This is a genomic window from Rhizobium sp. Root149 (genome assembly GCF_001427345.1).
GTDB lineage: Bacteria > Pseudomonadota > Alphaproteobacteria > Rhizobiales > Rhizobiaceae > Neorhizobium > Neorhizobium rhizoryzae.
In genome coordinates, this window is sequence record NZ_LMGD01000007.1 from 25,531 (window position 1) to 50,034 (window position 24,504).

Sequence of the window (24,504 nt, forward strand, 5' to 3'; positions counted from 1 at the left end):
TTCCTGTCAGTTCGAGGCGATGTTGGCAGATGGAACCGGCTTGATCTGATCGCCATCGCGAACGAAAGCACCAGCCTTGGCAACCACCTGGTCGCCAGCCTTCAAGCCGCTGAGGATCTGCACGAAGCCTGCATCCTGGATGCCGATTTCAAGCTTCACCTGCTTGACCACATTGCCTTCCACAAGACGGGCGAACGAGCCTTTGCGATCTGTGGTGACGGCAGACTGGGGCAGGGCGAGGCCGCGCGTTTCGGTGATGATGATCTCTGCGTTCGCATACATGCCGGCCTTTGCCGCAGTTTCATCACTCACCACAATGTGGACTGCGCCGAGACGGCTCGTCTGATCGACCACGGGCGAAACCAGCCGAATTTTCGCATCCAGCGATTCCGTGGTGCCTGCGACCGTGACCTTTGCCGACATGCCAGCTTTCAGCCGTCCGATCTCGCTTTCCGGTACATCGGCAACAAGTTCAATGTCGCCGTCGCGGATCATGGTGAAAAGCGGCGTTCCGCTGCCTGCAGCGATGGCACCGACCTTGGCATCCTTTTTGGAAATGACGCCGGCAACCGGAGCCTTGACGTCCGTGCGTTCCAGCTTGAGATCGATGTCGTCGATCTGCGCCTGGACGACCTTGATGTCGGCCTCGCCAACGCTGACGGCCTGTTTGGCCGCGTTCAACCGGGCAAGGGCCGCCGCTGCGGAGGCTGCCGTCTGTTCCACCTGTGCGGTGGAGGCCGTTCCGTTGCGGCTGAGGTTCTGGGTCCGGTCGCGCTGGCGAACGGCATCATCGGCGTTTGCCTGAGCCTCGATCACCTGCGCCCGGTATTGCGCCAGTCCGGCCTCGGCCTTGGCGCGATTGGCCTGAAGCTGGCTCTTCTGCAGCAGAAGAGAATCGCTATTGAGCTCTGCCACAACCTGACCAGCGGTGACCTCATCCCCCACATCGACCTTGAGAGACTTGATCGACAAGCCGTCCACCAGAGGCTGGACGAATACTTCCTCGACCGGACGAATTGTGCCGCTGGCAACGACGCTGTCCTTGAGGTTTCTTTCCGCAACTTTCGTCACGACGATAGCGGGCAGGTTTGCCTGGCCAGCCTGTTCCTGAGCGGGTTTCTGTTCCTGCGCGGCAGCGGGCAAACCAATTGCCGTCGATGCCATAGCAGCGAAAAAGAGTGCACCCGTTAGTTTGCGAGAGTTCATCATCCCGTCCGACCCATTTCTAAACCATGCTGCTGCCAAGTCGATAAGGTCGGATACGAAACGATCGTGACCGATTTGCTCTCGCCGCATCCCACTCATGCAGCGCCCGCGCGGGTCTCCCCAATTCCCTACCAGAACCTGTTCTCAGGTGGTTACGCAGAGAAAGCCGCGCAAGGTCACCCTACAACAAAACGTGAGCGACCTTATCCGCTACGACGTGTCGGATCAATCAGCATGCGTGAATAGAACAGTTCGACATTATTGATGAATTAAAAGACGCGCAGCATAACTGCCGCGCGCCTGAAAGTTTTTCAACGCGGGTTTACTTCAGCGCTGCCTTGGTAATGTCCAGCGTATAGGCGCCTGTCGGTTCCTTGGTGATAACCGGGTCGGATCCGCCACCCAGCAGCGTCTTGACGGTACGCTTATAGTCCGCCTCATCCAGCGCGCCGTTGGAGCCAGCGGTCAGCTTGGCCACTTCGCCCATCATGCGCTTCTGATGCTTCTCGGTCTGGGCACCGGAGGCGTCATTATCGAGAACGATACCGGCTGCTTCATCCGGGTTCTTCTCGGCATATTTCCAGCCCTTCATAGAAGCGCGGACGAACTTGACCATCTTTTCCTTGAAGGCCGGGTCCTTCAGCTTGTCTTCCAGAACGTAAAGGCCGTCTTCCAGCGTGGCCACGCCTTCGTCTTCATACTTGAAGGTCACCAGCTGGTCCGGCTTGATGCCCGCATCGATGACCTGCCAGTATTCGTTGTAGGTCATGGTGGAGATACAGGCGGCCTGCTTTTGCAGCAGCGGGTCGACGTTGAAGCCCTGCTTCAGCACCTTCACGCCTTCCGCCGAGCCATCGGTCTTGATCTTCAGCGTGTTCATCCAGGACAGGAAGGGATATTCGTTGCCGAAGAACCAGACGCCGAGCGTCTTGCCCTTGAAGTCGGCGGGCTTGGTGATGCCGGTTTCCTTCAGGCAGGTCAGCATCATGCCGGATTTCTTGAAAGGCTGCGCGATGTTGACAAGGGGCACGCCCTTTTCGCGCGTTGCGAGTGCGGACGGCATCCAGTCGACGATGACGTCAGCGCCGCCACCGGCGAGAACCTGCGGCGGAGCAATGTCCGGGCCGCCTGGCTTGATATCGACGTCGAGACCTTCTTCCTTGTAGAAGCCCTTTTCCTTGGCCACGTAGTAACCGGCGAACTGGGCCTGCGTGACCCACTTCAGCTGCAGGGTTACCTTGTCGGCGGCGTGCGCCTGAAGGGCGGTGAGCGAAACGGCTGCTCCCAGCAACAGCGATGCAATTTTCAGCGTCATGTCAGTTCCCTTTTTCTTTTGGTTGTTACGCCCGTCCCCCACGGACGGACGGATGCCAGAAGGTGACCCAGCGTTCTGCCAGTGCCACCAGACCGTAGAAGACCGAGCCAGCCACCGCGGCCACCGCGATTTCGGCCCAGACCATATCGATATTTGCGCGGCCCACTTCCGTGGAGATGCGGAAGCCCATGCCGACAATGGGCGTTCCGAAAAACTCCGCTACGATAGCGCCGATCAGCGCCAACGTGGAGTTGATTTTCAGTGCATTGAAAATAAACGGCCATGCGGCCGGAAGGCGAAGCTTGATCAGCGTCTGTCCCCAGTTTGCCGCATAGGTGCGCATCAGATCCCGCTCCATATGGCTGGCGGAGGCAAGACCCTGCACCGTGTTCACCAGCATGGGGAAGAAGGTCATGATCACGACCACCGCCACTTTCGACGGCCAGTCGAAGCCGAACCACATGACCATGATCGGCGCGATGCCGACGACCGGCAGTGCCGATACGAAATTGCCGATGGGCAGCAGACCCTTTTGCAGAAAGGGCGAGCGGTCGATCAGAAGCGCAACGGCAAAGCCCAGTCCGCAGCCTGCGATATAGCCGGTGATGACGGATTTGAGGAAGGTCTGCTGGAAATCTGCCCAGAGGACCGGGACCGAGTTTATGAGCTTCACCCAAATGGCGCTGGGGGCCGGAAGAAGGATAGGCGGGATCTGGAAGCCATGCACCAGACATTCCCAGACTGCCAGCAAGGTGGCGCCGAAGATGACGGGAACGATGATCCCGACGGCCTGCTTTGCCTGCGCAGACGCGGGGCGCTGGCGCACAAGCCACTCGTTCAGGGTCCAGGCGCCGATCCAGATGGCAAGCGCGGCAAGAATATATCCGTTCATGGCTTGGCTCCCATGCGCTTCAGCACTTGCGTATGGGCAAGGCCGATGATGGAGACCAGCACAGCTGCAAGCGCTGCCGCCATGAAGAGGGCCGCCCAGATCTGGATCGTCTGGCCGTAATAGGAGCCGGACAGAAGGCGCGCACCAAGGCCTGCCACAGCACCCGTGGGCAGTTCACCGACGATTGCGCCGACCAGTGAGATGGCAATCGCAACCTTCAACGAAGTGAAGAGATAGGGCAGGGCCGCGGGCCAGCGCAATTTCCAGAAGGTCTGCGCGCGGCTGGCATTATAGGTGTGCATCAGATCCAGCAGCAGGACATCCGGGCTGCGCAGACCCTTCACCATGCCGACGACGATGGGGAAGAAGGAAAGATAGGTCGAAATCAAAGCCTTGGGGAGAAGTCCCGATATGCCGATGGAGTTCAGGACCACAATGATCATTGGCGCGATGGCGAGGATCGGGATCGTCTGGGAAGCGATGACCCACGGCATCAGCGACTTGTCCATCGCCCGGTTATGGACGATGCCCACCGCCAGCAGAATTCCGAGCACCGTGCCCATGCCGAAGCCCATCAGCGTTGCCGATAGTGTTACCCAGGCATGGTAGACAAGGCTGCGCTTCGAGGTGATGGGTTTGGCAATGGTCGTGTCCCACAGCTCCGCAATGATCTGATGCGGCGCGGGCAGGATGGGCCGCTCCTGGTTGAAGGTCTGCGGAATGATTTCACCGAGCGTGACAACGGTTCCGGCACGCGCTGCCTGATCGCGCACGAAAGGCGCATTCAGGTAGACAACGGCCACATGCCAGATGACGAGGATGACGGCGATCACCGTCAGCACTGGCAGCACGCGGTCCCGGAAGAGAGAGGGCTTAGTGCTCGTCATAGCTATGCCCCGCCTTCAACCCTTCGCGGACGCGATGGGCGACTTCGAGAAACTCCGGCGTATCGCGAATATCCAGCGGGCGTTCGCGTGGCAGCGGCGATTCAATCACATCCGTCACGCGGCCCGGACGAGGGCTCATGACAACGATCTTGGTGGAGAGATAGACGGCCTCCGGAATCGAGTGGGTGACGAAACAGATCGTCTTGTTCGTGCGGTCCCAGAGTTTCAGCAGCTGTTCGTTCAGATGGTCGCGGACAATTTCGTCCAGCGCGCCGAAGGGTTCGTCCATCAGAAGCAGGTCGGCATCGAAGGCCAGCGCACGGGCGATGGAGGCGCGCTGCTGCATGCCGCCGGACAATTGCCAGGGATATTTCTTGCCGAAACCGGAGAGGTTCACGAGATCCAGCGTTCGCTCGACACGCTGCCTTTGCTCGGCGCTGCTGTAACCCATGATTTCCAGCGGAAGCGCGATGTTCTTCTCGATGGTGCGCCAGGGGTAAAGGGCTGCCGCCTGGAAGACATAGCCATAGGCCCGCGCCAGACGGGCATTTTCCGGAGTCATTCCATTGATTTCGATTGATCCGCTCGTGTGCTTCTCGAGGTCGGCAATGACGCGCAGGAACGTCGTTTTTCCGCAGCCGGACGGGCCGATGAACGAGACGAAATCGCCCTTCTTGATATCGAGGTTCACGCCGGTCAGCGCGTTCACCGGGCCGTCATTCGTCTGGAATGTCAGGCCAAGATCGCGGGCGGTTACAACAGGTGCGGCGGCGGAGGTCATCGGCGTGCCTCGCCGCCAGAGAGAGAAATGGTCAGTTGCATTTTATCTGTTATCTTCGCTTGAAAACGTCTGGGCGGCCTTGCATCGCTGCGGGATGCCAGACGGGTTGAGGCCAGAGGGATAAAGGATTGAAAACATGGATGGATCATCGAAACCCACCTGTCGTTTGGTAAAGCCGGGCAGCACCTATGACGGCAAGCAGGGGCTGAGCTATTTTGCGGGCATTGCGGCCGAAACCGTTGGCTCCAAGGCGATCTGCATGCATATTCTGACCATGCCGCCCGGCGCGCGTGCCAAGGCCCATCTGCATGAGAACCACGAGACCGCGATTTATATGCTCTCCGGCAAGGCCGACACCTGGTACGGCGACAATCTGGAACACCATGTGGTGGTGAGTGCGGGCGAGCTTTTCTACATTCCGGCAGGCGTTCCCCATCTGCCCGCCAATACGTCCGATGAACCGGCGACAGCGATCATAGCCCGCACGGACCCCAACGAGCAGGAGAGCGTGGTGCTTTTGCCGGAGCTGGATGGCTTGGTGAAGGTTTGAGATCTGCTCTCTGCCGGATGTGATGGATTTACCCCCCTCTGCCTTGCCAGGCATCTCCCCCTCAAGGGGGGAGATCGGCAGAACGGCCTCTGTCTCGCTCCCTCGATCATATGGAGAAGCAGATACCAATTCGGCGGCGCTTAACGGAAATGTGGATGGTGCTCCAAGTCGATCTCCCCCCTTGAGGGGGAGATGTCCGGCAGGACAGAGGGGGGTAGTGTCCGCCAGCGCCGATATGGTTCTGGTGTCACCCCACCCGGCGCGCTGCGCCGACCTCCCCCTCAAGGGGAGGTGTGAGGATGGCGAACCGGCAGTGACAATCCGCAAGCTTCTAATTTTCTGATGAATTTGCGCGGTTGCGTTCCGCCGATCTCCCTCCTTGAGGGGGAGATGTCCGGCAGGACAGAGGGGGGTAATGTCCGCGGGGGCCAATATGGTTCTGGTATCACCCCACCCGGCGCGCTGCGCCGACCTCCCCCTCAAGGGGAGGTGTGAGGATGGCGAACCGGCCTTGCCTCCTGTCAGCGTTTGGAGCGCCCGCATTACCAACATTCGCCGTCTCAAACCCCCGTGGCCGGAATGCCGGTGCGTTCCACCTTGCGGGGTGCAACCAGTTCCTTCCAGGTGGAAAGCGCCTTGTTGACGGCGGTAAAGGGCTCGCGCTTGACGAACTGACCGTGACCCTCGCGCGTCTTCACCTGATCTTCCTCGATGGCAACGTAGCCGCGGGTCAGCGTGAAGCGCGGCAGGCCGGTGACTTCCTTGCCCTCGAAGACGTTATAATCGATGGAGGATTGCTGGCTCTTGGCCGAGATCGTCTTGGAGCGCTTCGGGTCCCACACAACCAGATCGGCATCCGCGCCTACCAGAACCGCGCCCTTTTTCGGGTACATGTTGAGGATCTTGGCAATGTTGGTGGAGGTGACCGCCACGAACTCGTTCATGGTCAGGCGACCGGTCATGACGCCATAGGTCCACAGCATCGGCATGCGATCTTCCAGGCCGCCGGTGCCGTTCGGGATCTTTGCGAAATTGCCGACGCCGAAGCGCTTCTGCTCCGTCGTGAAGGCGCAATGGTCTGTCGCCACGCAGGAGAGCGAGCCGGATTGCAGGCCAGCCCAGAGGCTGTCCTGATGCTGCTTGTTGCGGAAGGGCGGCGACATGACGCGGCGCGCGGCATGGTCCCAATCCTTGTTGAAATATTCGCTTTCATCCAGCGTCAGATGCTGGATGAGCGGCTCGCCATAAACGCGCATGCCTTTCTGGCGGGCGCGGCGAATGGCTTCGTGCGCCTGTTCGCAAGAGGTATGAACCACATAGAGCGGAACGCCCGCCATATCGGCCAGCATGATGGCGCGGTTGGTCGCTTCGCCTTCCACTTCCGGCGGTCTGGAATAGGCATGGCCTTCCGGTCCGTCATTGCCTTCCGCCAGAAGTTTGGCGGTCATGGAGGCAACGACATCGCCGTTTTCCGCATGCACCAGCGGCAGGGCGCCGAGTTCCGCGCAACGCTGGAAGGAGGCGAACATCTCGTCATCATTCACCATCAAGGCACCCTTGTAGGCCATGAAGTGCTTGAAGGTGTTGATGCCCTTTTCCTGAACGATAACCTTCATCTCGTTGAAGATGCGCTCGTTCCAGCCGGTGATCGCCATGTGGAAGGAATAGTCTGCCGTGGCGCGGGAGGTCTTGTTGTCCCACATCTGCAAGGCTTCAAGAAGCGATTGATCCGGCGCTGGCAGACAGAAATCCACCACCATGGTGGTGCCACCCGCCAGACCCGCGCGGGTGCCGCTTTCGAAGTCATCGGCGGAATAGGTGCCCATGAAGGGCATTTCCAGATGCACATGCGGGTCGATGCCGCCGGGCATGACATAACAGCCGTCCGCATCCAGAACCGTATCGCCGGAAAGGTTGGGGCCGATCTCGACGATCCTGCCCCCATCCACCTTCACGTCAGCCTTGTAGGTCAGGTCTGCCGTGACAATGGTTCCGCCCTTGATGACTGTGGTCATTGGTCTCATCCCTCGATCTATTCTTCGTTGCTCAGGCGACGATCTCCGCCGTCTCCACCACCGCGTGGAACAGGACGTCGCAGCCTGCGGCAGCCCATTCCTTGGAAATCTCTTCCGCCTCATTGTGGCTGAGGCCGCCGACGCAGGGGCACATGACCATGGTGGAAGGTGCCACCTTTGCGGCCCAGCAGGCATCGTGCCCTGCGCCGGAAATGAGGTTCATGTGGCTGTAACCCAGCTTTTCGGCTGCGTTGCGAACCCGCTCCACCAGAACCGGGTCGAAGGTGACGGGGTCGAAATGGCCGACCGCTTCCACCGAGCATCCAACGCCAAGCGCCTCGCAGATTTTCGCGGCTTCCGCCTCGATCTTGGCCCGCATGCGGTCCAGCTTTTCCTGTGAGGGCGTGCGCAGGTCGACGGTAAAGACCACCTTGCCCGGCAGCACGTTGCGGGAATTGGGCGTGAAGAAGGTCTGGCCAACACCGGCAACTGCGCCGGGCTGTTCGGACATGGCAACCTCCTGCACCATTTCCATGATGCGGCCAAAGGCAAGGCCCGCATTGACGCGCATGGTCATGGGCGTTGAACCCGTATGCGCTTCCTTGCCGGTCAGCGTGAATTCCAGCCACCACAGACCCTGGCAGTGGGTGACGACGCCGATCTGCTTGTTTTCCGCCTCCAGAATCGGGCCTTGCTCGATGTGATATTCGAAATAGGCGTGCATCTTGCGCGCGCCCACTTCTTCCTCACCCTGCCAGCCGATGCGCTTCAGCTCGTCGCCATAGGTCTTGCCTTCCGGGTCTTTGCGCCCATAGGCATAGTCAAGTGAATGCACGCCCGCAAACACGCCAGAAGCCAGCATGGCGGGCGCAAAGCGCGCACCTTCCTCATTCGCCCAATTGGTGACGACGATCGGGTGCTTCGTCTTGATGCCGAGGTCGTTCATGGTGCGAACGACTTCGAGACCTGCGAGAACGCCCAGCACACCGTCATATTTGCCGCCGGTCGGCTGTGTATCGAGGTGGCTGCCGATATAGACGGGCAGGGCATCCGGATCGGTGCCTGGTCGGGTAGCAAACATCGTGCCCATCTTGTCCACGCCCATGGTCAGGCCCGCTGCCTCACACCAAGACTTGAACAGATGGCGACCTTCGCCATCGGCATCGGTCAGCGTCTGGCGGTTATTGCCGCCCGCAATGCCGGGGCCGATCTTGGCCATATCCATCAACATGTCCCAAAGCCTGTCGCCGTTCACGCGCAGGTTTTCGCCTGGTGCCGCCACCATACGTTCATTCCTTCATCTGTTTCAGCCGTTGGATCGTGCGATGCGGCTGCTGTTCCCTAACGGTCATCGCCCACCTTCTTTTGACATTCGGCGAGCCAGTGGCTTGCCTTTGCCGAGTGGGTCATTGATATTTGACCGATTGGTAAAAGCTTACAATTTCCACCGCCGCACTCAAGCGCAAAATCGCATTGGCGATGAAAAAATGAACAAGTTTCCGGCAGTCATTCTGGCGGTGTAAAATTTGTGCACTTGCGATAGGGTCGTGCGGGTGAGAGGGGACCGGGAAGGCAGATGATTCCACGAGCGGCGAAGACACAGCGGCGCACACGCATTCAGGAGGAGAAGGAGGAAAAGATCCTCCAGGCTGCGCTGGACGTGTTTTCCGCCTATGGCTTTCGCGGTGCGACCATTGACCAGATTGCGGAAGCGGCAGGCATGTCGAAGCCGAACCTGCTCTATTATTTCAGGACCAAGGAGGCCATCCACAGAGCGCTTTTGGACCACATGCTCTTTACCTGGCTGGAGCCGCTGCAGGCCTTCGATTCGGAGGGCAATCCGGAAACGGAGATCCGCTCCTACATCCGTCGCAAGCTGGAAATGTCTCGCGATTACCCGCGCGAAAGCCGCCTCTTCGCCAATGAAATCATTCAGGGCGCGCAGCATATCGAGGATGGATTGAAGGGTCCGCTGAAGGAGCTGGTGGATGAGAAGGCGGAGGTGATCCGCGCCTGGATCAAGGCGGGCAAGATTGCCAAATGCGACCCCTATCACCTGATTTTCTCGATCTGGTCCACCACGCAGCATTATGCGGATTTCGATGTGCAGGTGCAGGCGGTACTGGGCGACAAATCAGGCGATGGCCGTTTCGAGGATGCCGCCCGTTTTCTGGAAGACCTGTTCATGCGGGGGTTGGGGATCAGGTAGAATGAGTTGATTAACTCATATTGCTGGGTAGGACCTCAGCATCCGGCATTGTGCCACCAAGCGCGATAAGGCGTTTGCCGGAAGCGACACGGATCAGTGTTTCAAGGGCCTGTCGCACCAGCGCGTCCATCTCTTTCGTCCCCGTCAGGGCGCGGGCGCGTTCTAGAAGGTCATCGTCGAGGTTGATGGTGGGTCGCATGGGATGGCTCCAGTTGCATCAAATATAGAACCATTTGGTGCGGGGTTCTATGCCAAACACCATGTCTTAGCCGTGCCAGCAGCCTGAACGTACTTTGATCCAAGAGCAGGGCGTTCCCGTACCACCAGACTGCTTCCAATCTGGCTTTCCAGCCGCGACGTCATTCTCAGCCTTGTGCCGAGAATCTACTGAGGTCCAATACAATCAAGCGTTTGTAGATGCTCGGGACAAGCCCGAGCATGACGGAAGATTGAGTGAACCCTTTGTCATCAAGAACAGGGCACTTTCGCGCCCCGCCCAATCTCTATCCCCTAATCCGCTTACTCCGCGGCAACCTGTGCCATCGGGTTGTTGGGGTGCGTGGTCCAGTTGGCGTAGTTCGGATCGACGATCTTGCCGGTGCGCTGGTCGAGCGTTCCCGGTTCCAGCCCCACCATGGTGATGCAGTTTTCGACCGGACAGACGTTGACGCAGAGGTTGCAGCCCACGCATTCGTCTTCCATCACCTCAAAGTGGCGCACGCCATTGACCATGCTGGTGATGGCCTGGTGCGAGGTATCCTCGCAGGCGATGTGGCAGCGGCCGCATTTGATGCAGGCATCCTGATCGATATGGGCCTTGGCCACATAATTGAGGTTGAGGTATTTCCAGTCGGTCACGTTCGGCACGGCGCGTCCGGTGATATCATCCAGCGAGCGGTGGCCCTTCTCGTCCATCCAGTCGGACAAGCCAGAGATCATTTCCTGAACGATCTTGAACCCATAGGTCATTGCGGCGGTGCAGACCTGCACGTTGCCGGCACCCAGGACCAGGAATTCTGCCGCATCGCGCCATGTCGTCACGCCGCCAATGCCGGAGATCGGCAGGCCATAGGTTTCCGGATCGCGGGCGATTTCTGAAACCATGTTGAGCGCGATCGGCTTGACGGCAGGGCCGCAATAGCCGCCGTGGCTACCCTTGCCGCCGACGGTTGGCATAGGTGCGAAGTTATCCAGATCGACCGAGACGATGGAGTTGATGGTGTTGATCAGCGAGACGGCATCCGTGCCGCCCCGTTTTGCGGCGCGGGCCGGGTTGCGGATATCCGTGATGTTCGGCGTCAGCTTCGTAATCACCGGCATGCGACTATACTGCTTGCACCAGCGAACGACCATTTCGATATATTCCGGCACCTGGCCGACGGCGGAACCCATGCCGCGCTCGGACATGCCGTGCGGACAGCCGAAGTTGAGCTCTATGCCGTCAGCGCCGGTTTCTTCCACCAGCGGCAGAATGGCCTTCCACTCTTCCTCGACGCAAGGCACCATGATGGAGGCGATGAGGGCGCGATCCGGCCAGTTCATCTTCACCTGCTTCATTTCCTGCAGGTTGATCTGGAGAGGCCGGTCGGTAATGAGCTCGATGTTGTTGAGACCCAGCAGGCGGCGGTCGGCACCCCAGATTGCGCCATAGCGTGGGCCGTTGACGTTGACGACCGGCGGTCCTTCGGAGCCGAGTGTTTTCCACACCACGCCGCCCCAGCCTGCCTTGAAGGCACGCTCGACGTTATAGGCCTTGTCAGTCGGCGGCGCGGAGGCCAGCCAGAAGGGGTTCGGCGATTTGATGCCGACGAAGTTGTTGCGAAGATCAGCCATGGTTCATCTCCCGGTTCAAGCGACGGCCACAGCCGGCTGACCGGCGGAAGCGAAGGCAAGATGAATGGCGTCGGCGGCATCGCGCCCATGCGCCACGGCGGAAACGGTGAGATCTTCCCCCCGGTTGACGCAATCACCGCCGGCATAGACCCGTTCCATGGAGGTGCGACACTGATCGTCCACCACGATGCGGCCTTTTTCCATGGAGAGCGCACCCAGACCGCTGGCCTTGAAGGACTGACCGATGGCCTTGAAGATCTGGTCGGCGGCAATCACGCCCGTCTCGCCGGTGCCGACAAGATGACCATCGCGAAGAGCGGTATATTCCAGCTCGATCCCGGCCACTGCGCCATCCTTGCCGACGACCCGCTTCGGGGCCAGCCAGTGGCGGATGGTGACGCCCTTGGAGGCGGCCAGATCCTGCTCGAACTCGGAAGCGTTCATGTGCTCCTTGCCGCGGCGATAGCAGATGGTGACTTCTTCCGCGCCCAACAGCTTGGCCTGAACGGCAGCATCCACAGCGGTCATGCCGCCACCGAGGACGACGACACGGCGGCCGATTGGCACATCTGCCTTGTTGTCTGCCTGACGCAGATAGGCGATGAAATCCACCGCATCATCGACGCCCGAAAGTTCTTCGCCTTCGATGCCGAGGCCGTTGACGCCGGCAAGGCCGATACCAATGAAGACGGCGTCATAATCGGCGGCCAGATCCTGCAGGGAGAAATCGCGACCCAGAGCCATGCCGTTGCGGATCTCGATACCTCCGATGGCGAGCAGGTAATCCACTTCCTTCTGAGCGAAATTGTCCGGGGCCTTGTAGGTGGCAATGCCATATTCGTTGAGGCCGCCCGCCTTTTCACGCGCATCGAAGACAACGACCGAGTGGCCGTTCATCGCCAGACGGTGCGCGCAGGCGAGACCGGCCGGACCGGCACCGACAACCGCAATGGTGTGGCCCGTTTCCGCCGCGCGATGGAAGAACTGGCGGTTCTGTTCCATCGCAATATCGGTGGCGTAACGTTGCAGGCGGCCGATATCGACCGGACGATCCTCTGCGGTGTTGCGCACGCAGGCTTGTTCGCACAGCGTTTCGGTGGGACAGACGCGCGCGCACATGCCGCCCAGAATGTTCTGGGAGAAGATGGTGCGGGCAGCGCCCAGCGGATTGGCTGTCGATATCTGCCGGATGAACAGCGGAATATCGATTTCGGTTGGACAGGCCGTCATGCACGGCGCGTCATGGCAGAAATAGCACCGGTCGGATGCTACCAGTGCCTCGTGCTTGTCAAAGCGCGGATGAAGGTCTGAAAAATTATGTTCGTACTCCGCGGGCGCCAGACGGCCTCCCGCGATACCGCTTCCCAGTCTGTGCATGTTGCTTCCCTCTTTTATGGAATTTGTTACGCAACTGAAGAGGAGCCTAGCACGGCCAAAAAATTTATCAATCGGTCAAATTTTGGGAAATTGGCAGAACGCAAGCTCAGGGCGGAGACGCTTGCGCGAGGCTTGCAGCACCGCTTTTCCGAGGCTCAATCGGCGTTGTCGGATCGATGGCTCAAGGTTATGCCTAATGCTTCATTAACGTGATTGCTGATGGAGTGCTGCCTTTGACCGGAACACAGAAATCGCGGCACTATCTTGCCGAACATTATCAGACGCTTGGGCGGATCGATCTCAACTATCGCGAAACGAACCTTCTGGTGCGTGCGGTCTATTCGTCCAAGGGCATGAAGAACTTCTCGACCATGCAGGTGCGCATAACCAAGCTTTCGACGGAAGGCGCGTTGCTGCACGGGCACCTTCTGGAATTCCTGCCGGAGCAGTTTTACCTGTGCCTTGGCGAAAAGGAGATCTTCATCACCTGCGCCAAGCGGCAGCTGAAGGAGAACAAGATGGCGGTCGTCTTTGCACAGCCGGAATCATCCGCCTTCGTGCAGGCGCTGGTTCGGGTCCGCGCGCCGCTCAGCATGTTGAAGCGGTTGCGCGGTGACTGTGCGCCGGCCATCGAAGCCCGGATCACCTCTCGTCACCGGGACTGAAAAGCCGTCAGCCACGGGTCTGCCAATTGCATTCACAGGCCCGTGCGAAAATATGATCCTTTCTATCAAGTTTAATCTTTACTCCTTTTGTCATGTTATCTATGGTCCGCCTCGCAGTGTCCACCAAGGGCAAGCACCTAAAGCGAGTAGCGATCTTTCAGATTCGCTCCTGACGCTTTAGCTCTTTTTATTGTCGCATGTCGTTATCGCAAAACCGCTCCACACTTTTGCGCGCCATGCTAGAGACGAGGGAAGACGAGCCGTGGCCAAGAAGGACAAGCGCAAGCCGGCAGGCAAGCAAGGGGGCAAGGCTTCGGCCAAGACCGCTCAGTTGCAGACGATTGAGAAGATCGACGATGCGTCCGGCGTGAAAAGCTTTCTCTATGTCGGCGGCAGGGATTGCCAGGTGGCCCATTTGCGCGAGATCGCCGAGAGCTATGGCGCGGAACTCATTCATCATGACGGCGGTTTGAGAGAGGCCGTTTCGCGCATCGATACGCTCTTGCCCTCCGTGGACTGCGTTTTCTGCCCGATCGACTGTATCAGCCACGATGCATGCCTGCGGGTGAAGACCGGCTGCAAGAAGTTCAGCAAGGCTTTCATTCCTTTGAGAAACGGCTCGAAATCGAGCCTGGAGCGGGCATTGCAGACCATGAAAGAACGGAACGCATAAGCCATGAATCACGATAGCCGCGATGGCACTTTCTTCATCGGCCTTCACAAGCTTGCCCAGCAGAATGGCGACGGTCTGGTGCCGGAGCTTTATGAACTTCTGACGCGCCGCCCGGATGAGTTGGAAGAAACCGACAAGATCCTGCGCTTTCCCATCGGACGGACACGTTTGCCGAATAGCACTGCGCCGGAAGAGACAGGCCGGGTAATTCCTTTGAAAAGCCGGAAGGCGTGACGCAAGAGCGGTAATCTATCGACCGCCGAGCTTCGTAACGAGGACAAGTTTCCCCGTTGCGAAGTCCGGTTCATGCCATCCATCAGACATCTCATCTTCATTCTGGGCGATCAGTTGTCGCCAAACCTCGCCAGTCTTCGCGATGCCGATCCGGCGCAGGATGTGATCCTGATGTGCGAGGTAATGGCGGAAGCGACCTATGTACGACATCACAAGCTGAAAATCGCTTTCATCTTTTCGGCCATGCGGCATTTTGCGGAAGAGCTGCGCCAGCAAGGTTTCACTGTCCGCTATCGCCGCCTCGATGACGAGGGCAACAAGGGTTCCTTCCGCGAAGAGCTGCGCGCTGCCGTGGCCGAGCTTTCGCCCGATTGCGTGATCGTGACGGAGCCCGGCGAATGGCGCGTGCTTGAGGATATGAAAGGGTGGCGGCAATTGCTGGGCCTGCCCGTCGATATTCGCGCCGACGACCGTTTCCTTTGTTCCCATAAGGAGTTTCGCGACTGGGCATCCGGTCGCAAGGAACTCACCATGGAGTTCTTCTATCGCGAGATGCGCCGCAAGACCGGGCTTCTGATGGAAGGCGATCACCCGGCGGGCGGACGCTGGAATTACGATGCCGAAAACAGGAAGCCTGCCAGCCCGGACCTTCTGCGCCCCAAGCACAAGAGCTACAAGCCGGACGCGCTATCACAGGAGGTGATCGCGCTCGTTGAGGAACGCTTCGGCGATCATATCGGCAGGCTGGATCGCTTTGGCTTTGCGGTCACTCGCGCGCAAGCAGAAACGGTTCTGGAGAGCTTTATTCGGGACTTTCTGCCGCAGTTCGGGGAGACGCAGGATGCCATGCTGGTCGGCGATCCCTTTCTCAATCACTCGCTCATCTCCTTCTATATCAATATCGGCTTTCTCGATCCGCTTGCCGTTTGCCGCGCGGCGGAGGAGGAGTATCGCGCCGGTCGGGCACCCTTGAATGCGGTGGAAGGCTTCATTCGGCAGATCATCGGCTGGCGGGAGTATGTGCGTGGCGTCTACTGGCTGAAAATGCCGGGCTATACGGAGCTGAATTTCCTGGAGGCGAAACGCCCGTTGCCCGGTTTCTTCTGGACGGGCGAGACGGATATGAAGTGTCTTTCGACGGTGATTGACGAGACCATCGATCACGCCTATGCGCACCACATTCAACGCCTGATGATCACCGGCAATTTCGCGCTGCTGGCTGGCATCGATCCGTTTCAGGTGCATGAATGGTATCTGGAAGTCTATGCCGATGCCTATGAGTGGGTGGAGGCACCCAATGTGATTGGTATGACGCAGTTTGCCGATGGCGGAATTCTGGGCTCGAAGCCCTATGCGGCCAGCGGCAATTATATCTCCAAGATGTCGGACTATTGCCAGCACTGCCGCTACGACGTGAAGAAGAAAGTTGGCGAGGGCGCGTGTCCGTTCAATGCCCTCTATTGGGACTTTCTCGATCGCAATGGCGAGAAGCTTTCCGGCAATCGGCGGCTGGCGCAGCCCTATGCCACATGGCGGCGAATGAGCGACGAACAGCGCGGCACCTACCGCAAAAGCGCGCAAGGCTTCCTTAAAAAACTGGAAGCGGGCGAGAAGGTGTGAGCTTTGGAAAACCGGTTCTCTTCTGTCTGCGTAAAGCAGGATAGATCATTTGAGGAGACCTTCGCATGTTGTCCATGACTTCGCTTCCGCAAGGCTATCGCGCGCTGGTTATTGGTGCGAGCGGCGGCATTGGCAGTGCCCTGTCGACCGTGTTGAAGGGGGATGTTGCCTGCGGCGAAGTGGTTGCGCTTTCGCGTAGCGGCACCGGTCTCGACGTCACCAACGAGGAAAGCGTTGCAGCGGCAGTCGCTGCGCTGGAAGGGCCGTTTCATCTGATCTTCTGCGCGACGGGCGGCTTGACCATCGATGGCGTTGGTCCTGAAAAGTCGCTTCGGCAGATTTCGGCAGAAGCTATGATGCGCCAGTTTGCGCTCAATGCCGTTGGTACGGCTCTCGTGACGAAGTACTTCACGCCGCTTCTGCCGAAAAAAGAGCGGGGCCTGATGGGCTTTCTGTCTGCCCGCGTCGGCTCCATTGGTGATAACAATCTGGGCGGCTGGATTTCCTATCGCGCCTCCAAGGCAGCCTTGAACCAGATATTGCGCACGGCCTCCATCGAACTGGCACGCACCAATCCTGAAGCGGTCATCGTGCCGCTACACCCGGGCACTGTCGCCACTTCACTCTCCGAGAAGTATTCCGGCGGGCACGAGCGGACGGAGCCTGCGGTTGCGGCGACAAACCTGCTGACGGTGCTGAACGGACTTGCTCCGCAGCAATCTGGCCAGTTTTTTGCCTATGACGGATCAAGGATCGAGTGGTGATCTTCAGGTTGTCACACGCTCCTGCAATCCGGTTGAGCGCGACATGTATCAATCGCGCCGTCATTCTCGGCCTTGTGCCGAGAATCTACGGACGTCCAATAAAATCAATCCGTTGTAGATGCTCGGGACAGGCCCGAGCATGACGGGAAGACAGCTGAAAAGCCCCTCGTCAATAAACTAGATCGACCATAAGTTCACCAGAACAATGATCTGAATGACATAGGCAATTGCGACCGCCGCGGTAATGCGCATGCGCATGGCAAAGTACCAGGGTGTCTCGCGCCCCTCGGCATCAATCCGGCGGTCTACTTCCAGCAAGCCTACGAAGATCATGAGTTGAAGCCCGATCGCGACAAGCTGCGACGGAATGAGCAATGACGTCCATGTGGCCAGAGCCAGAATATTGCTCGCCACAATCGGAAGCACCGGCGGATCGCGGTCTCGCTGCGTCAAACCCCAGAGGGTGCCAGCCATGAAGGAGGCGATGATTGCGCCATAGGTTAGAAAAGCGTGGAAACGAATATCCGGCGCGATGAAGCCGGGGATCAGCAGCAGGTAGAAGGGTAGCGCGCCGCTGAAGGTCAGGCTCTGGGTAAGGCGCTTCGTCGACATCAGGCAGTTTCCATTTGCAACAGGAGTGCATCCGCCAGAGCATTGGCGCTCTGGAATGCCGCTTCGACGCGGTTGCCGAGGCACCAGTCCCCGCAGGCCGCAAGATGGCGGTCCATATCCAGCAGGAACGGTTTCCCCAGCGGCGTTTCCACATTGGCATAACGCCAGCGGTGGAGGACCGGAGGCGCGATCAGAGCGTTTCTCACCACAGGCAATAGTGCTTCCAGGGCGCCAATCATCCGTGCCTGTACCTGTTCCGGCGGCTCTTCCAGATTGGCATCCGACCAGCGATTGTTGGCATGCACGACAAGATGATTGCCCGTCTCGCGGCCCGGCTTGGTGTTGTTGTGGGCGATCCAGCCAAGGATCGGATGGGAAACCTGGGCTGCCGCAAACGGGAGATCGATGTCCGGTTTCATCTGGAGCATCAGGGTAAAGCACCCGTTCATGCGGACACCTTCCAGTGCCTCCTGATCGGCAGGATCAAGCGGCAGCAGGGAGGCGGTTTGCGGGGCAGGGGCGGTCGAAACCACCCAATCAAACCTGCCCTCCACGTTGCCGTGATCGCAATCGAGTTTCCAGTCGCCGACCTTGCCTTCGAGTGCGATTGCCCGCGTTTCGAATTGAACTTTCAGTGGTCGAGCCAGCCATTTCACCAATCTGGACATGCCTGGCACTGCAACGAAGCGCGGCGAGCGGTCTTCGCGTTGCTCCAACGCGCCCGTTGCCGTCAGGTGGTGAACCGGCGTGCTCCAGGTCTCGATGACGCCCTCATCAAGGGCCGGTTCGACAAGCGCGTGAAAACCGGCATCCCGAATGGTGAAATACTGCGCTCCGTGATCGAAACTCACGCCATCCTTGTGGCGCGTCGCCATGCGCCCACCGGTGCCGCGGCTTTTCTCCAAAACCAGAACTTCGGCATGCTGATCGAGCCTTCGTGCCAGTGTAACGCCGGCCAGTCCTGCGCCGATGATAGCGATACGAGGCCTTGTCATGACGCGCTTCCTTTCGAGGTTCGGCAGCGGTCAGAACAATATTTTACATTATCCCAGTCTCGCTCCCATTTTTTGCGCCAGGAAAAGGGGCGTCCACAGGTTTGGCAAACCTTGGTGGGCAGGTTCTGTTTTTTGATCTGCTTGGCCACGGCCTGTCTCGCTTGTCACCCGTCTTGCTGTCACACAGAGGTGATTACGGCGTGAGGCTGACAGCGGATCAGGATTCAGGCGAGCTTGCTGAGACTGCGAAACTGCTTGTGATAGACACTCGGGGTCGTGCCATAGCAGGATCGTATCCAGCGGGTCAGATGGCTCTGGTCCACGAAACCACAAAGCGCTGCGACCTGGGCCGGAGAATGCTGCCGCAGCAGCATCTTCGCCCGAGCCGTCCGGCGTGCCTGAATATAGACATGCGGTGTTACCCCGACATGTGCGCGGAACAGGCGCAGAAAGTGGAATTTGCTGAGTTCGATCTGCTGCGAGAGGGCTTCCAGTTCCAGGGAGGATACCAGATTGTCTTCAATATAGCTGCGGATCGCGGTGATCCGAGCATCCTCAATCTCAGGTTCAGGTGTTTCGCGAGAAATGAAAAGCCCCGTGCATTGATGGAGGAATTCCGTCAGGCGAGCGTGCCATACAGCCTTTTCCCGGGTTGCATCCAGAATGGCCAGTTGTTCGCTCAGCCGCCGCGCAATCGAATGATTGTAGAGAACGGGCGTTGGAAACCGGAAGCCCGCAGGCGCTATGCTTTCCATCGCCTGGGCAGGCACATGGAGGGTCTGATACTGGACGCTGTGCCCCTGCAAGGCTCCCGCCGAACTCAGTTCACCCGGATTGAGGAAGGTGATCGAACCAGCCGGGACGGCATGATCGATCCCTTTATGGATGAAAGACTGCACACCGGTAAGGACAATCCCGATGACAAACCCTTCATGGGCATGGGTTGCGAAGCTCGTTCGTGCAATACGGGCATCGAACCTCTCTACTTCCGGCCAATGACGCTGACAGCGCAGCTGGGAGATTTCCTTGAAAATTGTGCGAGATATATTCATTATATCCTCTCCCGCTCGACCGGTGGGTGAATGAAATCATAGTATTTATTCGTGTGCCTGTTGGATGCTGATCGTCCTCACTTACCGACGACGGCATCTAAGCCTGAAAATTCTCATGAAATTGGTGAGCCAGAACCGCTCATGTTTCAAACGAGTTCTATTGAACACAATCTTCAATTTTATTTCTATTGAGCCTTATCCGGGGCGGTGGCTATGTTAGCGCTTCAGATAAACCTGCATTTGGCGCAGGTTGAAGCCGTTCAGATTTCGCCCTTCGACGATCTGGAGAGGGGTCGCCACCTCTCCGAGAGCAAGCAGGCTCTTCTGGAAACTTGCGCTCTCCTCGACCCTCACTGCTGCAAAAGCGCATGATGCTCGGTGAAAGGCTGCCGCGGCATCATCGGCAGCCAGGCGTTGCATGCCCGTACCCAGCCGAAAGACGAGGCTGGGCTCCTCGTAACCAACGCTGAGGATGGTGGGTGCCGGGCAGTTGATCATCTTCTGTGCTGCATCGGCGATACGATCTGTCAGCCACAGACGTTCAGCACCCGGCAGGATGATGGCGAATGCCAAAATGTAGGCCAGACCGGCAGCAAGAATGGAGGCGGCGATCCCCTCCCGCATTTTGTGCGCCACCAGCAGACGCCAGGCCGCGACGGACATCAGGACAAGTGCACAGCCAAGCGTGATCCCGAGCCGGGATAACCTGTGTTCCGAAATATAGAAAACCGCGTTCAGGGCGATTGCAAGCAGGATACCGAGGGCGGCGATGCCAGAATAGGTGAACCGGAACCAGCGGCTTTCGGTCCGCAGGCCTTTGTCTGCCAGGGCAAGCCCGGCCAATGCGGCCAGGGCGGGCATCATGGGCAGGATATAGTTCGGCAGTTTCGTTGCGATCAATTCGAAGAGCAACCAGGCGGGAGCCGCCCAGAAGAAAAGGAAGCGCACTTCAGGTCGTGTTCGTCGTGTCCAGCCCCAGAGAATGGCGAGCGAGGCAAAGATGGAGAGAGGCCAGAAGGTGCCAAGACCGACGAGGAGATAGGTGCCGGGTGGTGCGCCATGCCCTTCCTGTCCTGTCGCGACCTTGCCCAGCATATCGTGACCGATGGACTGGGCAAAGAAGGCACCCTTCGAAATCCAGCCGATCGCCGCGAGCCAGGGAAGGACCACCAGCAGATACACCAGAACGCCGCGCACGGGCGAGAGCGCGCGGATCAGCGACAGATTTCGCTCGGGCGCCGTTAATCCGATGATGGTGAGGCCTGCAATCATGGGCGCAACCGGGCCTTTGATCAGTGTGCCCAGGCCAAGGGCTATCCAGAACAGCCCGTTGCGCCACAGCACCTGCCTGCGCTGCGGGTCGAGATAGGCGCAGGCGAGCCCGAACTGCGACGCGACGATCATTGCGCAGAGCATGGCATCCGTTTTGCCGATGCGAGCTTCGAAGGCGAGTTCTACGGTACTTGCGGCAAGAAGCCCGGCGATAAGGCCTGCCTTCGATCCACCCATTCGCGCCGCAATGGCATAGGTGAAAAAGGCCGTGAGAAGGGCGCCGACAAGGGAGGGCAGGCGATAGATCCACAACGGGCTGGCAGCCCCTTCGCCAAACACCTTCGCCGACAGGCCTTGAAGCCAATAGATGCCGACCGGCTTCTTGTAGCGGGGCTCCTGCTGGAAGCGGATATCAACCCAGTTGCCGGTTTCCAGCATCTGCCGGCTGGCCTGGACATAGAGCGCCTCATCGCGATCCGTCAAAGGCATGAGGCTGATGCCAGGAGCGAACAGGAAAAGGCCCACAAGGCCTATGAGGATGAGGTTGAGGACATGGCGACGCCATTCGGCAGGCCTGTGCATGGCGCGTCCGGGCGCCGGTTCGGGAGCGGGGTGAAGCGCGCTCGCGTCTCCCGCTACCCTCCATGTTTCAACGCCGGAATCGATACGCATGGCTGCCGGTAACTCCCATCCGGCGTCTGCCTATAGGGCGATTATGTCAAACTCACTATACTTGGGCAGAATGTTTCGGGCAGATTGACGAGGCACCCCCCTGATCAACAGGAGATCGTTCGGACCGAGTGTTCGCGGTACAGGCCTTGAGTCCTACTCCAGAATAGGCAATGTTCGTCGCGTCCCGCCGAACAGCATAGAGTCCAGACCCGCCATGGATGTCACCATCTACCATAATCCCGCCTGTGGGACGTCCCGCAATACGCTTGCGCTGATCCGTCATCACGGCATCGAGCCGACAATCGTCGCCTATCTCGATAATCCTCCTTCGGTAGACGGATTGCGGCAGATGATATCGGACGCGGGGCTGTCCGTTCGCGATGCCATTCGTGAGAAGGGCACACCCTATCTGGATCTGGGGCTCGATGATCCGGGTCTGAGCGACGATGCATTGCTGGCAGCCATGATCGATACCCCCATTCTCATCAACAGGCCCTTTGTCGTGACACCACTGGGCACAAGGCTTTGCCGCCCCTCGGAACTGGTGCTGGACATCCTGCCCGCGGCGCCTCAAGGCGAGTTCCGCAAGGAGGATGGTGAACAGGTGCTGGATTCTGAAGGCAAAAGGGTTGTCTGACCTCCGCTTGCCGGTTGCTGCCGTAATCCTTCTCGGCATAACCCAGATCATCGGCTACGGAACGCTCTACTATTCGTTCAGCATTCTGGCGCCAGCCATCGCGCGCGATTTCGGTCATTCGACCGAGTGGATCTTTGCTCTTCTGTCCTGTGCCCTGCTGGCGGGCGGACTGGCTGCACCATGGATCGGCAAGGCTTTCGATCTATTCGGTGCGGGCAAGGTCATGTGTTTTGGCAGCGTTGTTGCCAGTCTTGCCCTCATCATCTGCTCATTGTCTTCCGGCATAGGGTCCTTCGCGATCTGCCTGCTTATGCTCGAAGTGGCTGCCAATCTCGTGCAGTACGGAGCAGCCTTTGCCTTGCTGGTGCAATTGCAGCCTGCCGCCGCCACGCGCAGCATTACCTATCTCACATTGATCGCTGGCTTCGCCTCAACCCTGTTCTGGCCCTTCACCTCGGCCCTGCATGGCTGGATGACCTGGCAGGAGATCTATCGGCTCTTTGCCGTCCTGAATCTCGCAATCTGTTTTCCGGCCCACTTCTGGCTTGCAGGCCAGTTGAGCCGGTCGCGCCGTCAGCAGAACATCTCGGCCGGACCCAGGGCCGAAATCTCCGGACTGCTTGCGTCCGACCGGCGGCGTCAGGGGTTTTTGTTGATGGCCTTCGCCCTTTCCACGCAAGCGCTCCTGAGTTCTGCGATCCTCGTGCATATGGTGCCATTGCTGACAGCGCTTGGTCTCGGCGGTATCGCGGTCATCGCCGGTAGCCTGTTTGGGCCGTCGCAAGTGGCCAGCCGCCTGATCAACATGCTGTTCGGTCGCGATCTTTCGCCATTGGCGCTCGCGATCATTTCCGCGGTTCTAATGGCGATTGCGCCAGTCGCACTGCTTTTGGGTGCGCCATCCATCACTTCGGCAATCATCTTTGCCTGTATCTTCGGGTTTGGAAACGGCCTCTTCAGCATAACGGCCGGCACCTTGCCGCTCTATCTGTTCGGCAGCGCCGGTTATGGCGCGTTGCAGGGCAAGGTCACCTCCGCCCGCCTCGTATCATCGGCCTGCGCTCCCTTTGCGCTCGCCTATCTTTTAGCAAATGCGGGAACAACGATCTCGCTTCTGCTGCTTGGCTTCTGGGGCCTGATCAGTGTCGCAGCCTTTCTGGCTATTGCCCGGCGCTGATGCATCGCATCTGCCCTCATTGCGGATGTGACAGGAACCATCCTGCTTTCCTCTCGTTTCTGGCGAACAGACAACGGGAGATGATATGATGCTTGTCAAATTCGCAGTGACTGCGGCTCTGGCTCTGGCTGGCACGGCGGCCGTGGCGGAAGCACGGTCTGATGTCCACCTCTACGGCGCGGTGCCCGTTGCCGGGGATCCGCACCTGATGGCGAACTATGATAGCGCGCAGGCCTGGTGCAAGGTGGAACTCTACGGAACCTACCATGCGCAGCCGATGAACAGGGGAGCCTTCGGCGCGGCCCCCATGCGCAATTGCCTGGCCCGCTATGGCTTCGTCTATCAAGGCAATGAGCCCTACGCCTATCCCGTCCGCAAGGTTGTCTTCATCGTCAAATGACGGACACAGTTGCGCAAGTGCGCGACAGCACTGTGGGCTCGTGCCTGTTTGCTTCTGACTTTCTTCAACGGAAGTGGCGCACCCGACAGGAGACGGCCAGAAATCTGCTAAGCTATTGAAAATACACGTTCCAACCTGCTTCGATGTGACCCAATGTGAAGGAGTTTAGCATGAAAGGCAAGCGGTACATGGCGAACAAAACGTCAAGGTCCAATCTTGTTCCCAGTCAAAAATAGATAGGATTCATCGATCTTAGGAATGATGTCATCTAATCGCACAGCAGTTATGGTGCCCCGGTGTTGGGTTGTGTGGCGGACTAGGGACTCCCGCACAGCCTTGAGCCAGGGTGCCTCTGCTTGAAGTTCAGTAGAGCGACCGCTATTGTAGCGGTATTTTAGTGCTAGAAGTGTCCGCCACATTCGCCTGTCCTTCATTTGCAACAATGCTGCCGCAAATTGTTCAGGATTAGTTAGGTGCAAAAATGCAATCCGGTCGAATGGTGACGCCTTTGATAAAGAAACTATAAAATCTTCGGTGCCTATTAACTCTAAGATACGATGTGCTTCATGACCTGCCACTGAACTTTCATCCGGCGGTGATTAGAGCCTCGGCGTTTTTTGTTACGCGAAATGGCGCGGTGGGAGCAACCGGCGGAAACGCGAAGCT

At 58.7% G+C, this 24,504-nt stretch carries 26 protein-coding genes; 11 read left to right on the forward strand and 15 right to left on the reverse strand.

The window, feature by feature from the left end:
• Positions 1-6: 6 nt before the first annotated feature.
• The 5 genes from ASD54_RS06220 to ASD54_RS06240 form a co-directional block, all read right to left on the reverse strand.
• Positions 7-1,206: an efflux RND transporter periplasmic adaptor subunit gene (locus tag ASD54_RS06220; RefSeq protein WP_062553782.1), complete on the reverse strand. Its 1,200-nt coding sequence runs from the start codon at positions 1,204-1,206 to the stop codon at positions 7-9.
• A 322-nt stretch (positions 1,207-1,528) separates the two neighbouring features.
• Entirely contained in the window at positions 1,529-2,521 is a 993-nt protein-coding gene (locus tag ASD54_RS06225; protein ID WP_062553758.1) for an ABC transporter substrate-binding protein, read from the reverse strand.
• A gap of 25 nt (positions 2,522-2,546) precedes the next feature.
• Positions 2,547-3,413 (reverse strand): ABC transporter permease, encoded by an 867-nt coding sequence (locus ASD54_RS06230; protein ID WP_062553759.1) that lies wholly within the window; start codon positions 3,411-3,413, stop codon positions 2,547-2,549.
• Positions 3,410-4,300 (reverse strand): ABC transporter permease, encoded by an 891-nt coding sequence (locus tag ASD54_RS06235; RefSeq protein WP_062553760.1) that lies wholly within the window; start codon positions 4,298-4,300, stop codon positions 3,410-3,412. The genes ASD54_RS06230 and ASD54_RS06235 overlap by 4 nt, the downstream gene beginning before the upstream one ends.
• Positions 4,287-5,081, reverse strand: coding sequence for an ABC transporter ATP-binding protein (locus ASD54_RS06240; protein ID WP_062553761.1), 795 nt, complete (start codon positions 5,079-5,081; stop codon positions 4,287-4,289). Before ASD54_RS06240 ends, ASD54_RS06235 begins: the two co-directional genes overlap by 14 nt.
• Before the next feature lie 136 nt (positions 5,082-5,217).
• On the opposite strand from ASD54_RS06240, the gene ASD54_RS06245 reads away from it, so the two are divergent.
• Complete coding sequence (locus ASD54_RS06245) at positions 5,218-5,631, forward strand: cupin domain-containing protein (protein WP_062553762.1); 414 nt, start codon at positions 5,218-5,220, stop codon at positions 5,629-5,631.
• Positions 5,632-6,191: 560 nt separating this feature from the next.
• Here ASD54_RS06245 and hydA read toward each other — a convergent pair.
• Together hydA and ASD54_RS06255 are read right to left on the reverse strand one after the other, a co-directional pair.
• Positions 6,192-7,646, reverse strand: coding sequence for a dihydropyrimidinase (gene hydA, locus ASD54_RS06250; protein ID WP_062553763.1), 1,455 nt, complete (start codon positions 7,644-7,646; stop codon positions 6,192-6,194).
• A 31-nt stretch (positions 7,647-7,677) separates the two neighbouring features.
• Positions 7,678-8,931 carry a Zn-dependent hydrolase gene (locus ASD54_RS06255; RefSeq protein ID WP_062553764.1) on the reverse strand — a complete coding sequence of 418 codons (1,254 nt, stop codon included), beginning with the start codon at positions 8,929-8,931 and terminating at the stop codon, positions 7,678-7,680.
• A 40-nt stretch (positions 8,932-8,971) separates the two neighbouring features.
• Here ASD54_RS06255 and ASD54_RS26495 point away from each other — a divergent pair, with 40 nt between their 5' ends.
• Together ASD54_RS26495 and ASD54_RS06260 are read left to right on the forward strand one after the other, a co-directional pair.
• Entirely contained in the window at positions 8,972-9,169 is a 198-nt protein-coding gene (locus tag ASD54_RS26495) for a hypothetical protein (RefSeq protein WP_156379101.1), read from the forward strand.
• A 53-nt stretch (positions 9,170-9,222) separates the two neighbouring features.
• Positions 9,223-9,855 (forward strand): TetR family transcriptional regulator C-terminal domain-containing protein, encoded by a 633-nt coding sequence (locus tag ASD54_RS06260; RefSeq protein ID WP_062553765.1) that lies wholly within the window; start codon positions 9,223-9,225, stop codon positions 9,853-9,855.
• Positions 9,856-9,865: 10 nt separating this feature from the next.
• Here the strand turns inward: ASD54_RS06260 and ASD54_RS06265 are convergent, their stop codons facing one another.
• The 3 genes from ASD54_RS06265 to ASD54_RS06275 all read right to left on the reverse strand — a co-directional run bounded on the left by ASD54_RS06265 (position 9,866) and on the right by ASD54_RS06275 (position 13,065).
• Entirely contained in the window at positions 9,866-10,054 is a 189-nt protein-coding gene (locus tag ASD54_RS06265) for a type II toxin-antitoxin system VapB family antitoxin (protein ID WP_062553766.1), read from the reverse strand.
• Positions 10,055-10,374: 320 nt separating this feature from the next.
• Complete coding sequence (gene preA / locus ASD54_RS06270; RefSeq protein WP_062553767.1) at positions 10,375-11,688, reverse strand: NAD-dependent dihydropyrimidine dehydrogenase subunit PreA; 1,314 nt, start codon at positions 11,686-11,688, stop codon at positions 10,375-10,377.
• Positions 11,689-11,703: 15 nt separating this feature from the next.
• A complete protein-coding gene (locus ASD54_RS06275; protein WP_062553768.1) occupies positions 11,704-13,065 on the reverse strand; it encodes an NAD(P)-dependent oxidoreductase in 1,362 nt (453 codons plus the stop codon).
• Between the two features lie 233 nt (positions 13,066-13,298).
• Here ASD54_RS06275 and ASD54_RS06280 point away from each other — a divergent pair, with 233 nt between their 5' ends.
• From ASD54_RS06280 to ASD54_RS06300, 5 genes are all read left to right on the forward strand, one after another.
• Positions 13,299-13,730 (forward strand): hypothetical protein, encoded by a 432-nt coding sequence (locus ASD54_RS06280; RefSeq protein ID WP_062553769.1) that lies wholly within the window; start codon positions 13,299-13,301, stop codon positions 13,728-13,730.
• Between the two features lie 262 nt (positions 13,731-13,992).
• Positions 13,993-14,403, forward strand: coding sequence for a DUF2325 domain-containing protein (locus tag ASD54_RS06285; RefSeq protein ID WP_082547108.1), 411 nt, complete (start codon positions 13,993-13,995; stop codon positions 14,401-14,403).
• A 3-nt stretch (positions 14,404-14,406) separates the two neighbouring features.
• The gene (locus ASD54_RS06290; RefSeq protein WP_062553770.1) at positions 14,407-14,637 is read left to right on the forward strand and encodes a hypothetical protein; all 231 of its coding nucleotides are present in this window, start codon (positions 14,407-14,409) and stop codon (positions 14,635-14,637) included.
• 72 nt (positions 14,638-14,709) lie between these two features.
• Positions 14,710-16,257, forward strand: coding sequence for a cryptochrome/photolyase family protein (locus ASD54_RS06295; protein WP_062553771.1), 1,548 nt, complete (start codon positions 14,710-14,712; stop codon positions 16,255-16,257).
• Positions 16,258-16,331: 74 nt separating this feature from the next.
• A complete protein-coding gene (locus tag ASD54_RS06300) occupies positions 16,332-17,021 on the forward strand; it encodes an SDR family NAD(P)-dependent oxidoreductase (protein ID WP_062553784.1) in 690 nt (229 codons plus the stop codon).
• A gap of 177 nt (positions 17,022-17,198) precedes the next feature.
• Here ASD54_RS06300 and ASD54_RS06305 read toward each other — a convergent pair whose 3' ends face one another.
• The 5 genes from ASD54_RS06305 to ASD54_RS06320 all read right to left on the reverse strand — a co-directional run bounded on the left by ASD54_RS06305 (position 17,199) and on the right by ASD54_RS06320 (position 21,624).
• Positions 17,199-17,633 carry a DUF3429 domain-containing protein gene (locus ASD54_RS06305; RefSeq protein WP_062553772.1) on the reverse strand — a complete coding sequence of 145 codons (435 nt, stop codon included), beginning with the start codon at positions 17,631-17,633 and terminating at the stop codon, positions 17,199-17,201.
• Complete coding sequence (locus ASD54_RS06310; protein WP_062553773.1) at positions 17,633-18,628, reverse strand: FAD-dependent oxidoreductase; 996 nt, start codon at positions 18,626-18,628, stop codon at positions 17,633-17,635. The genes ASD54_RS06305 and ASD54_RS06310 overlap by 1 nt, the downstream gene beginning before the upstream one ends.
• Positions 18,625-18,777 carry a DUF2256 domain-containing protein gene (locus ASD54_RS26025; RefSeq protein ID WP_082547109.1) on the reverse strand — a complete coding sequence of 51 codons (153 nt, stop codon included), beginning with the start codon at positions 18,775-18,777 and terminating at the stop codon, positions 18,625-18,627. Before ASD54_RS26025 ends, ASD54_RS06310 begins: the two co-directional genes overlap by 4 nt.
• 75 nt (positions 18,778-18,852) lie before the next feature.
• Positions 18,853-19,680 carry an AraC family transcriptional regulator gene (locus tag ASD54_RS06315; protein WP_062553774.1) on the reverse strand — a complete coding sequence of 276 codons (828 nt, stop codon included), beginning with the start codon at positions 19,678-19,680 and terminating at the stop codon, positions 18,853-18,855.
• Positions 19,681-19,896: 216 nt separating this feature from the next.
• Complete coding sequence (locus ASD54_RS06320; RefSeq protein ID WP_062553775.1) at positions 19,897-21,624, reverse strand: glycosyltransferase family 39 protein; 1,728 nt, start codon at positions 21,622-21,624, stop codon at positions 19,897-19,899.
• 214 nt (positions 21,625-21,838) lie between these two features.
• On the opposite strand from ASD54_RS06320, the gene arsC reads away from it, so the two are divergent.
• From arsC to ASD54_RS06335, 3 genes are all read left to right on the forward strand, one after another.
• Positions 21,839-22,261, forward strand: coding sequence for an arsenate reductase (glutaredoxin) (gene arsC / locus ASD54_RS06325; RefSeq protein ID WP_062553776.1), 423 nt, complete (start codon positions 21,839-21,841; stop codon positions 22,259-22,261).
• Positions 22,254-23,438, forward strand: a complete 1,185-nt coding sequence (arsK, locus tag ASD54_RS06330; RefSeq protein ID WP_244484694.1) for an arsenite efflux MFS transporter ArsK — start codon at positions 22,254-22,256, stop codon at positions 23,436-23,438. Before arsC ends, arsK begins: the two co-directional genes overlap by 8 nt.
• A gap of 85 nt (positions 23,439-23,523) precedes the next feature.
• Positions 23,524-23,838, forward strand: a complete 315-nt coding sequence (locus ASD54_RS06335; RefSeq protein WP_062553778.1) for a hypothetical protein — start codon at positions 23,524-23,526, stop codon at positions 23,836-23,838.
• Positions 23,839-24,504 lie beyond the last annotated feature (666 nt).

Bases quoted from the DNA above. Each gene is read 5' to 3' on its own strand.
- ASD54_RS06220 (WP_062553782.1), bottom strand. From the start codon at position 1,206: ATGAACTCTCGCAAACTAACGGGTGCACTCTTTTTCGCTGCTATGGCA.
- ASD54_RS06225 (WP_062553758.1), bottom strand. From the start codon at position 2,521: ATGACGCTGAAAATTGCATCGCTGTTGCTGGGAGCAGCCGTTTCGCTC.
- ASD54_RS06230 (WP_062553759.1), bottom strand. From the start codon at position 3,413: ATGAACGGATATATTCTTGCCGCGCTTGCCATCTGGATCGGCGCCTGG.
- ASD54_RS06235 (WP_062553760.1), bottom strand. From the start codon at position 4,300: ATGACGAGCACTAAGCCCTCTCTCTTCCGGGACCGCGTGCTGCCAGTG.
- ASD54_RS06240 (WP_062553761.1), bottom strand. From the start codon at position 5,081: ATGACCTCCGCCGCCGCACCTGTTGTAACCGCCCGCGATCTTGGCCTG.
- ASD54_RS06245 (WP_062553762.1), top strand. From the start codon at position 5,218: ATGGATGGATCATCGAAACCCACCTGTCGTTTGGTAAAGCCGGGCAGC.
- hydA (WP_062553763.1), bottom strand. From the start codon at position 7,646: ATGACCACAGTCATCAAGGGCGGAACCATTGTCACGGCAGACCTGACC.
- ASD54_RS06255 (WP_062553764.1), bottom strand. From the start codon at position 8,931: ATGGTGGCGGCACCAGGCGAAAACCTGCGCGTGAACGGCGACAGGCTT.
- ASD54_RS26495 (WP_156379101.1), top strand. From the start codon at position 8,972: ATGCGGCTGCTGTTCCCTAACGGTCATCGCCCACCTTCTTTTGACATT.
- ASD54_RS06260 (WP_062553765.1), top strand. From the start codon at position 9,223: ATGATTCCACGAGCGGCGAAGACACAGCGGCGCACACGCATTCAGGAG.
- ASD54_RS06265 (WP_062553766.1), bottom strand. From the start codon at position 10,054: ATGCGACCCACCATCAACCTCGACGATGACCTTCTAGAACGCGCCCGC.
- preA (WP_062553767.1), bottom strand. From the start codon at position 11,688: ATGGCTGATCTTCGCAACAACTTCGTCGGCATCAAATCGCCGAACCCC.
- ASD54_RS06275 (WP_062553768.1), bottom strand. From the start codon at position 13,065: ATGCACAGACTGGGAAGCGGTATCGCGGGAGGCCGTCTGGCGCCCGCG.
- ASD54_RS06290 (WP_062553770.1), top strand. From the start codon at position 14,407: ATGAATCACGATAGCCGCGATGGCACTTTCTTCATCGGCCTTCACAAG.
- ASD54_RS06295 (WP_062553771.1), top strand. From the start codon at position 14,710: ATGCCATCCATCAGACATCTCATCTTCATTCTGGGCGATCAGTTGTCG.
- ASD54_RS06300 (WP_062553784.1), top strand. From the start codon at position 16,332: ATGACTTCGCTTCCGCAAGGCTATCGCGCGCTGGTTATTGGTGCGAGC.
- ASD54_RS06305 (WP_062553772.1), bottom strand. From the start codon at position 17,633: ATGTCGACGAAGCGCCTTACCCAGAGCCTGACCTTCAGCGGCGCGCTA.
- ASD54_RS06310 (WP_062553773.1), bottom strand. From the start codon at position 18,628: ATGACAAGGCCTCGTATCGCTATCATCGGCGCAGGACTGGCCGGCGTT.
- ASD54_RS06315 (WP_062553774.1), bottom strand. From the start codon at position 19,680: ATGAATATATCTCGCACAATTTTCAAGGAAATCTCCCAGCTGCGCTGT.
- ASD54_RS06320 (WP_062553775.1), bottom strand. From the start codon at position 21,624: ATGCGTATCGATTCCGGCGTTGAAACATGGAGGGTAGCGGGAGACGCG.
- arsC (WP_062553776.1), top strand. From the start codon at position 21,839: ATGGATGTCACCATCTACCATAATCCCGCCTGTGGGACGTCCCGCAAT.
- ASD54_RS06335 (WP_062553778.1), top strand. From the start codon at position 23,524: ATGATGCTTGTCAAATTCGCAGTGACTGCGGCTCTGGCTCTGGCTGGC.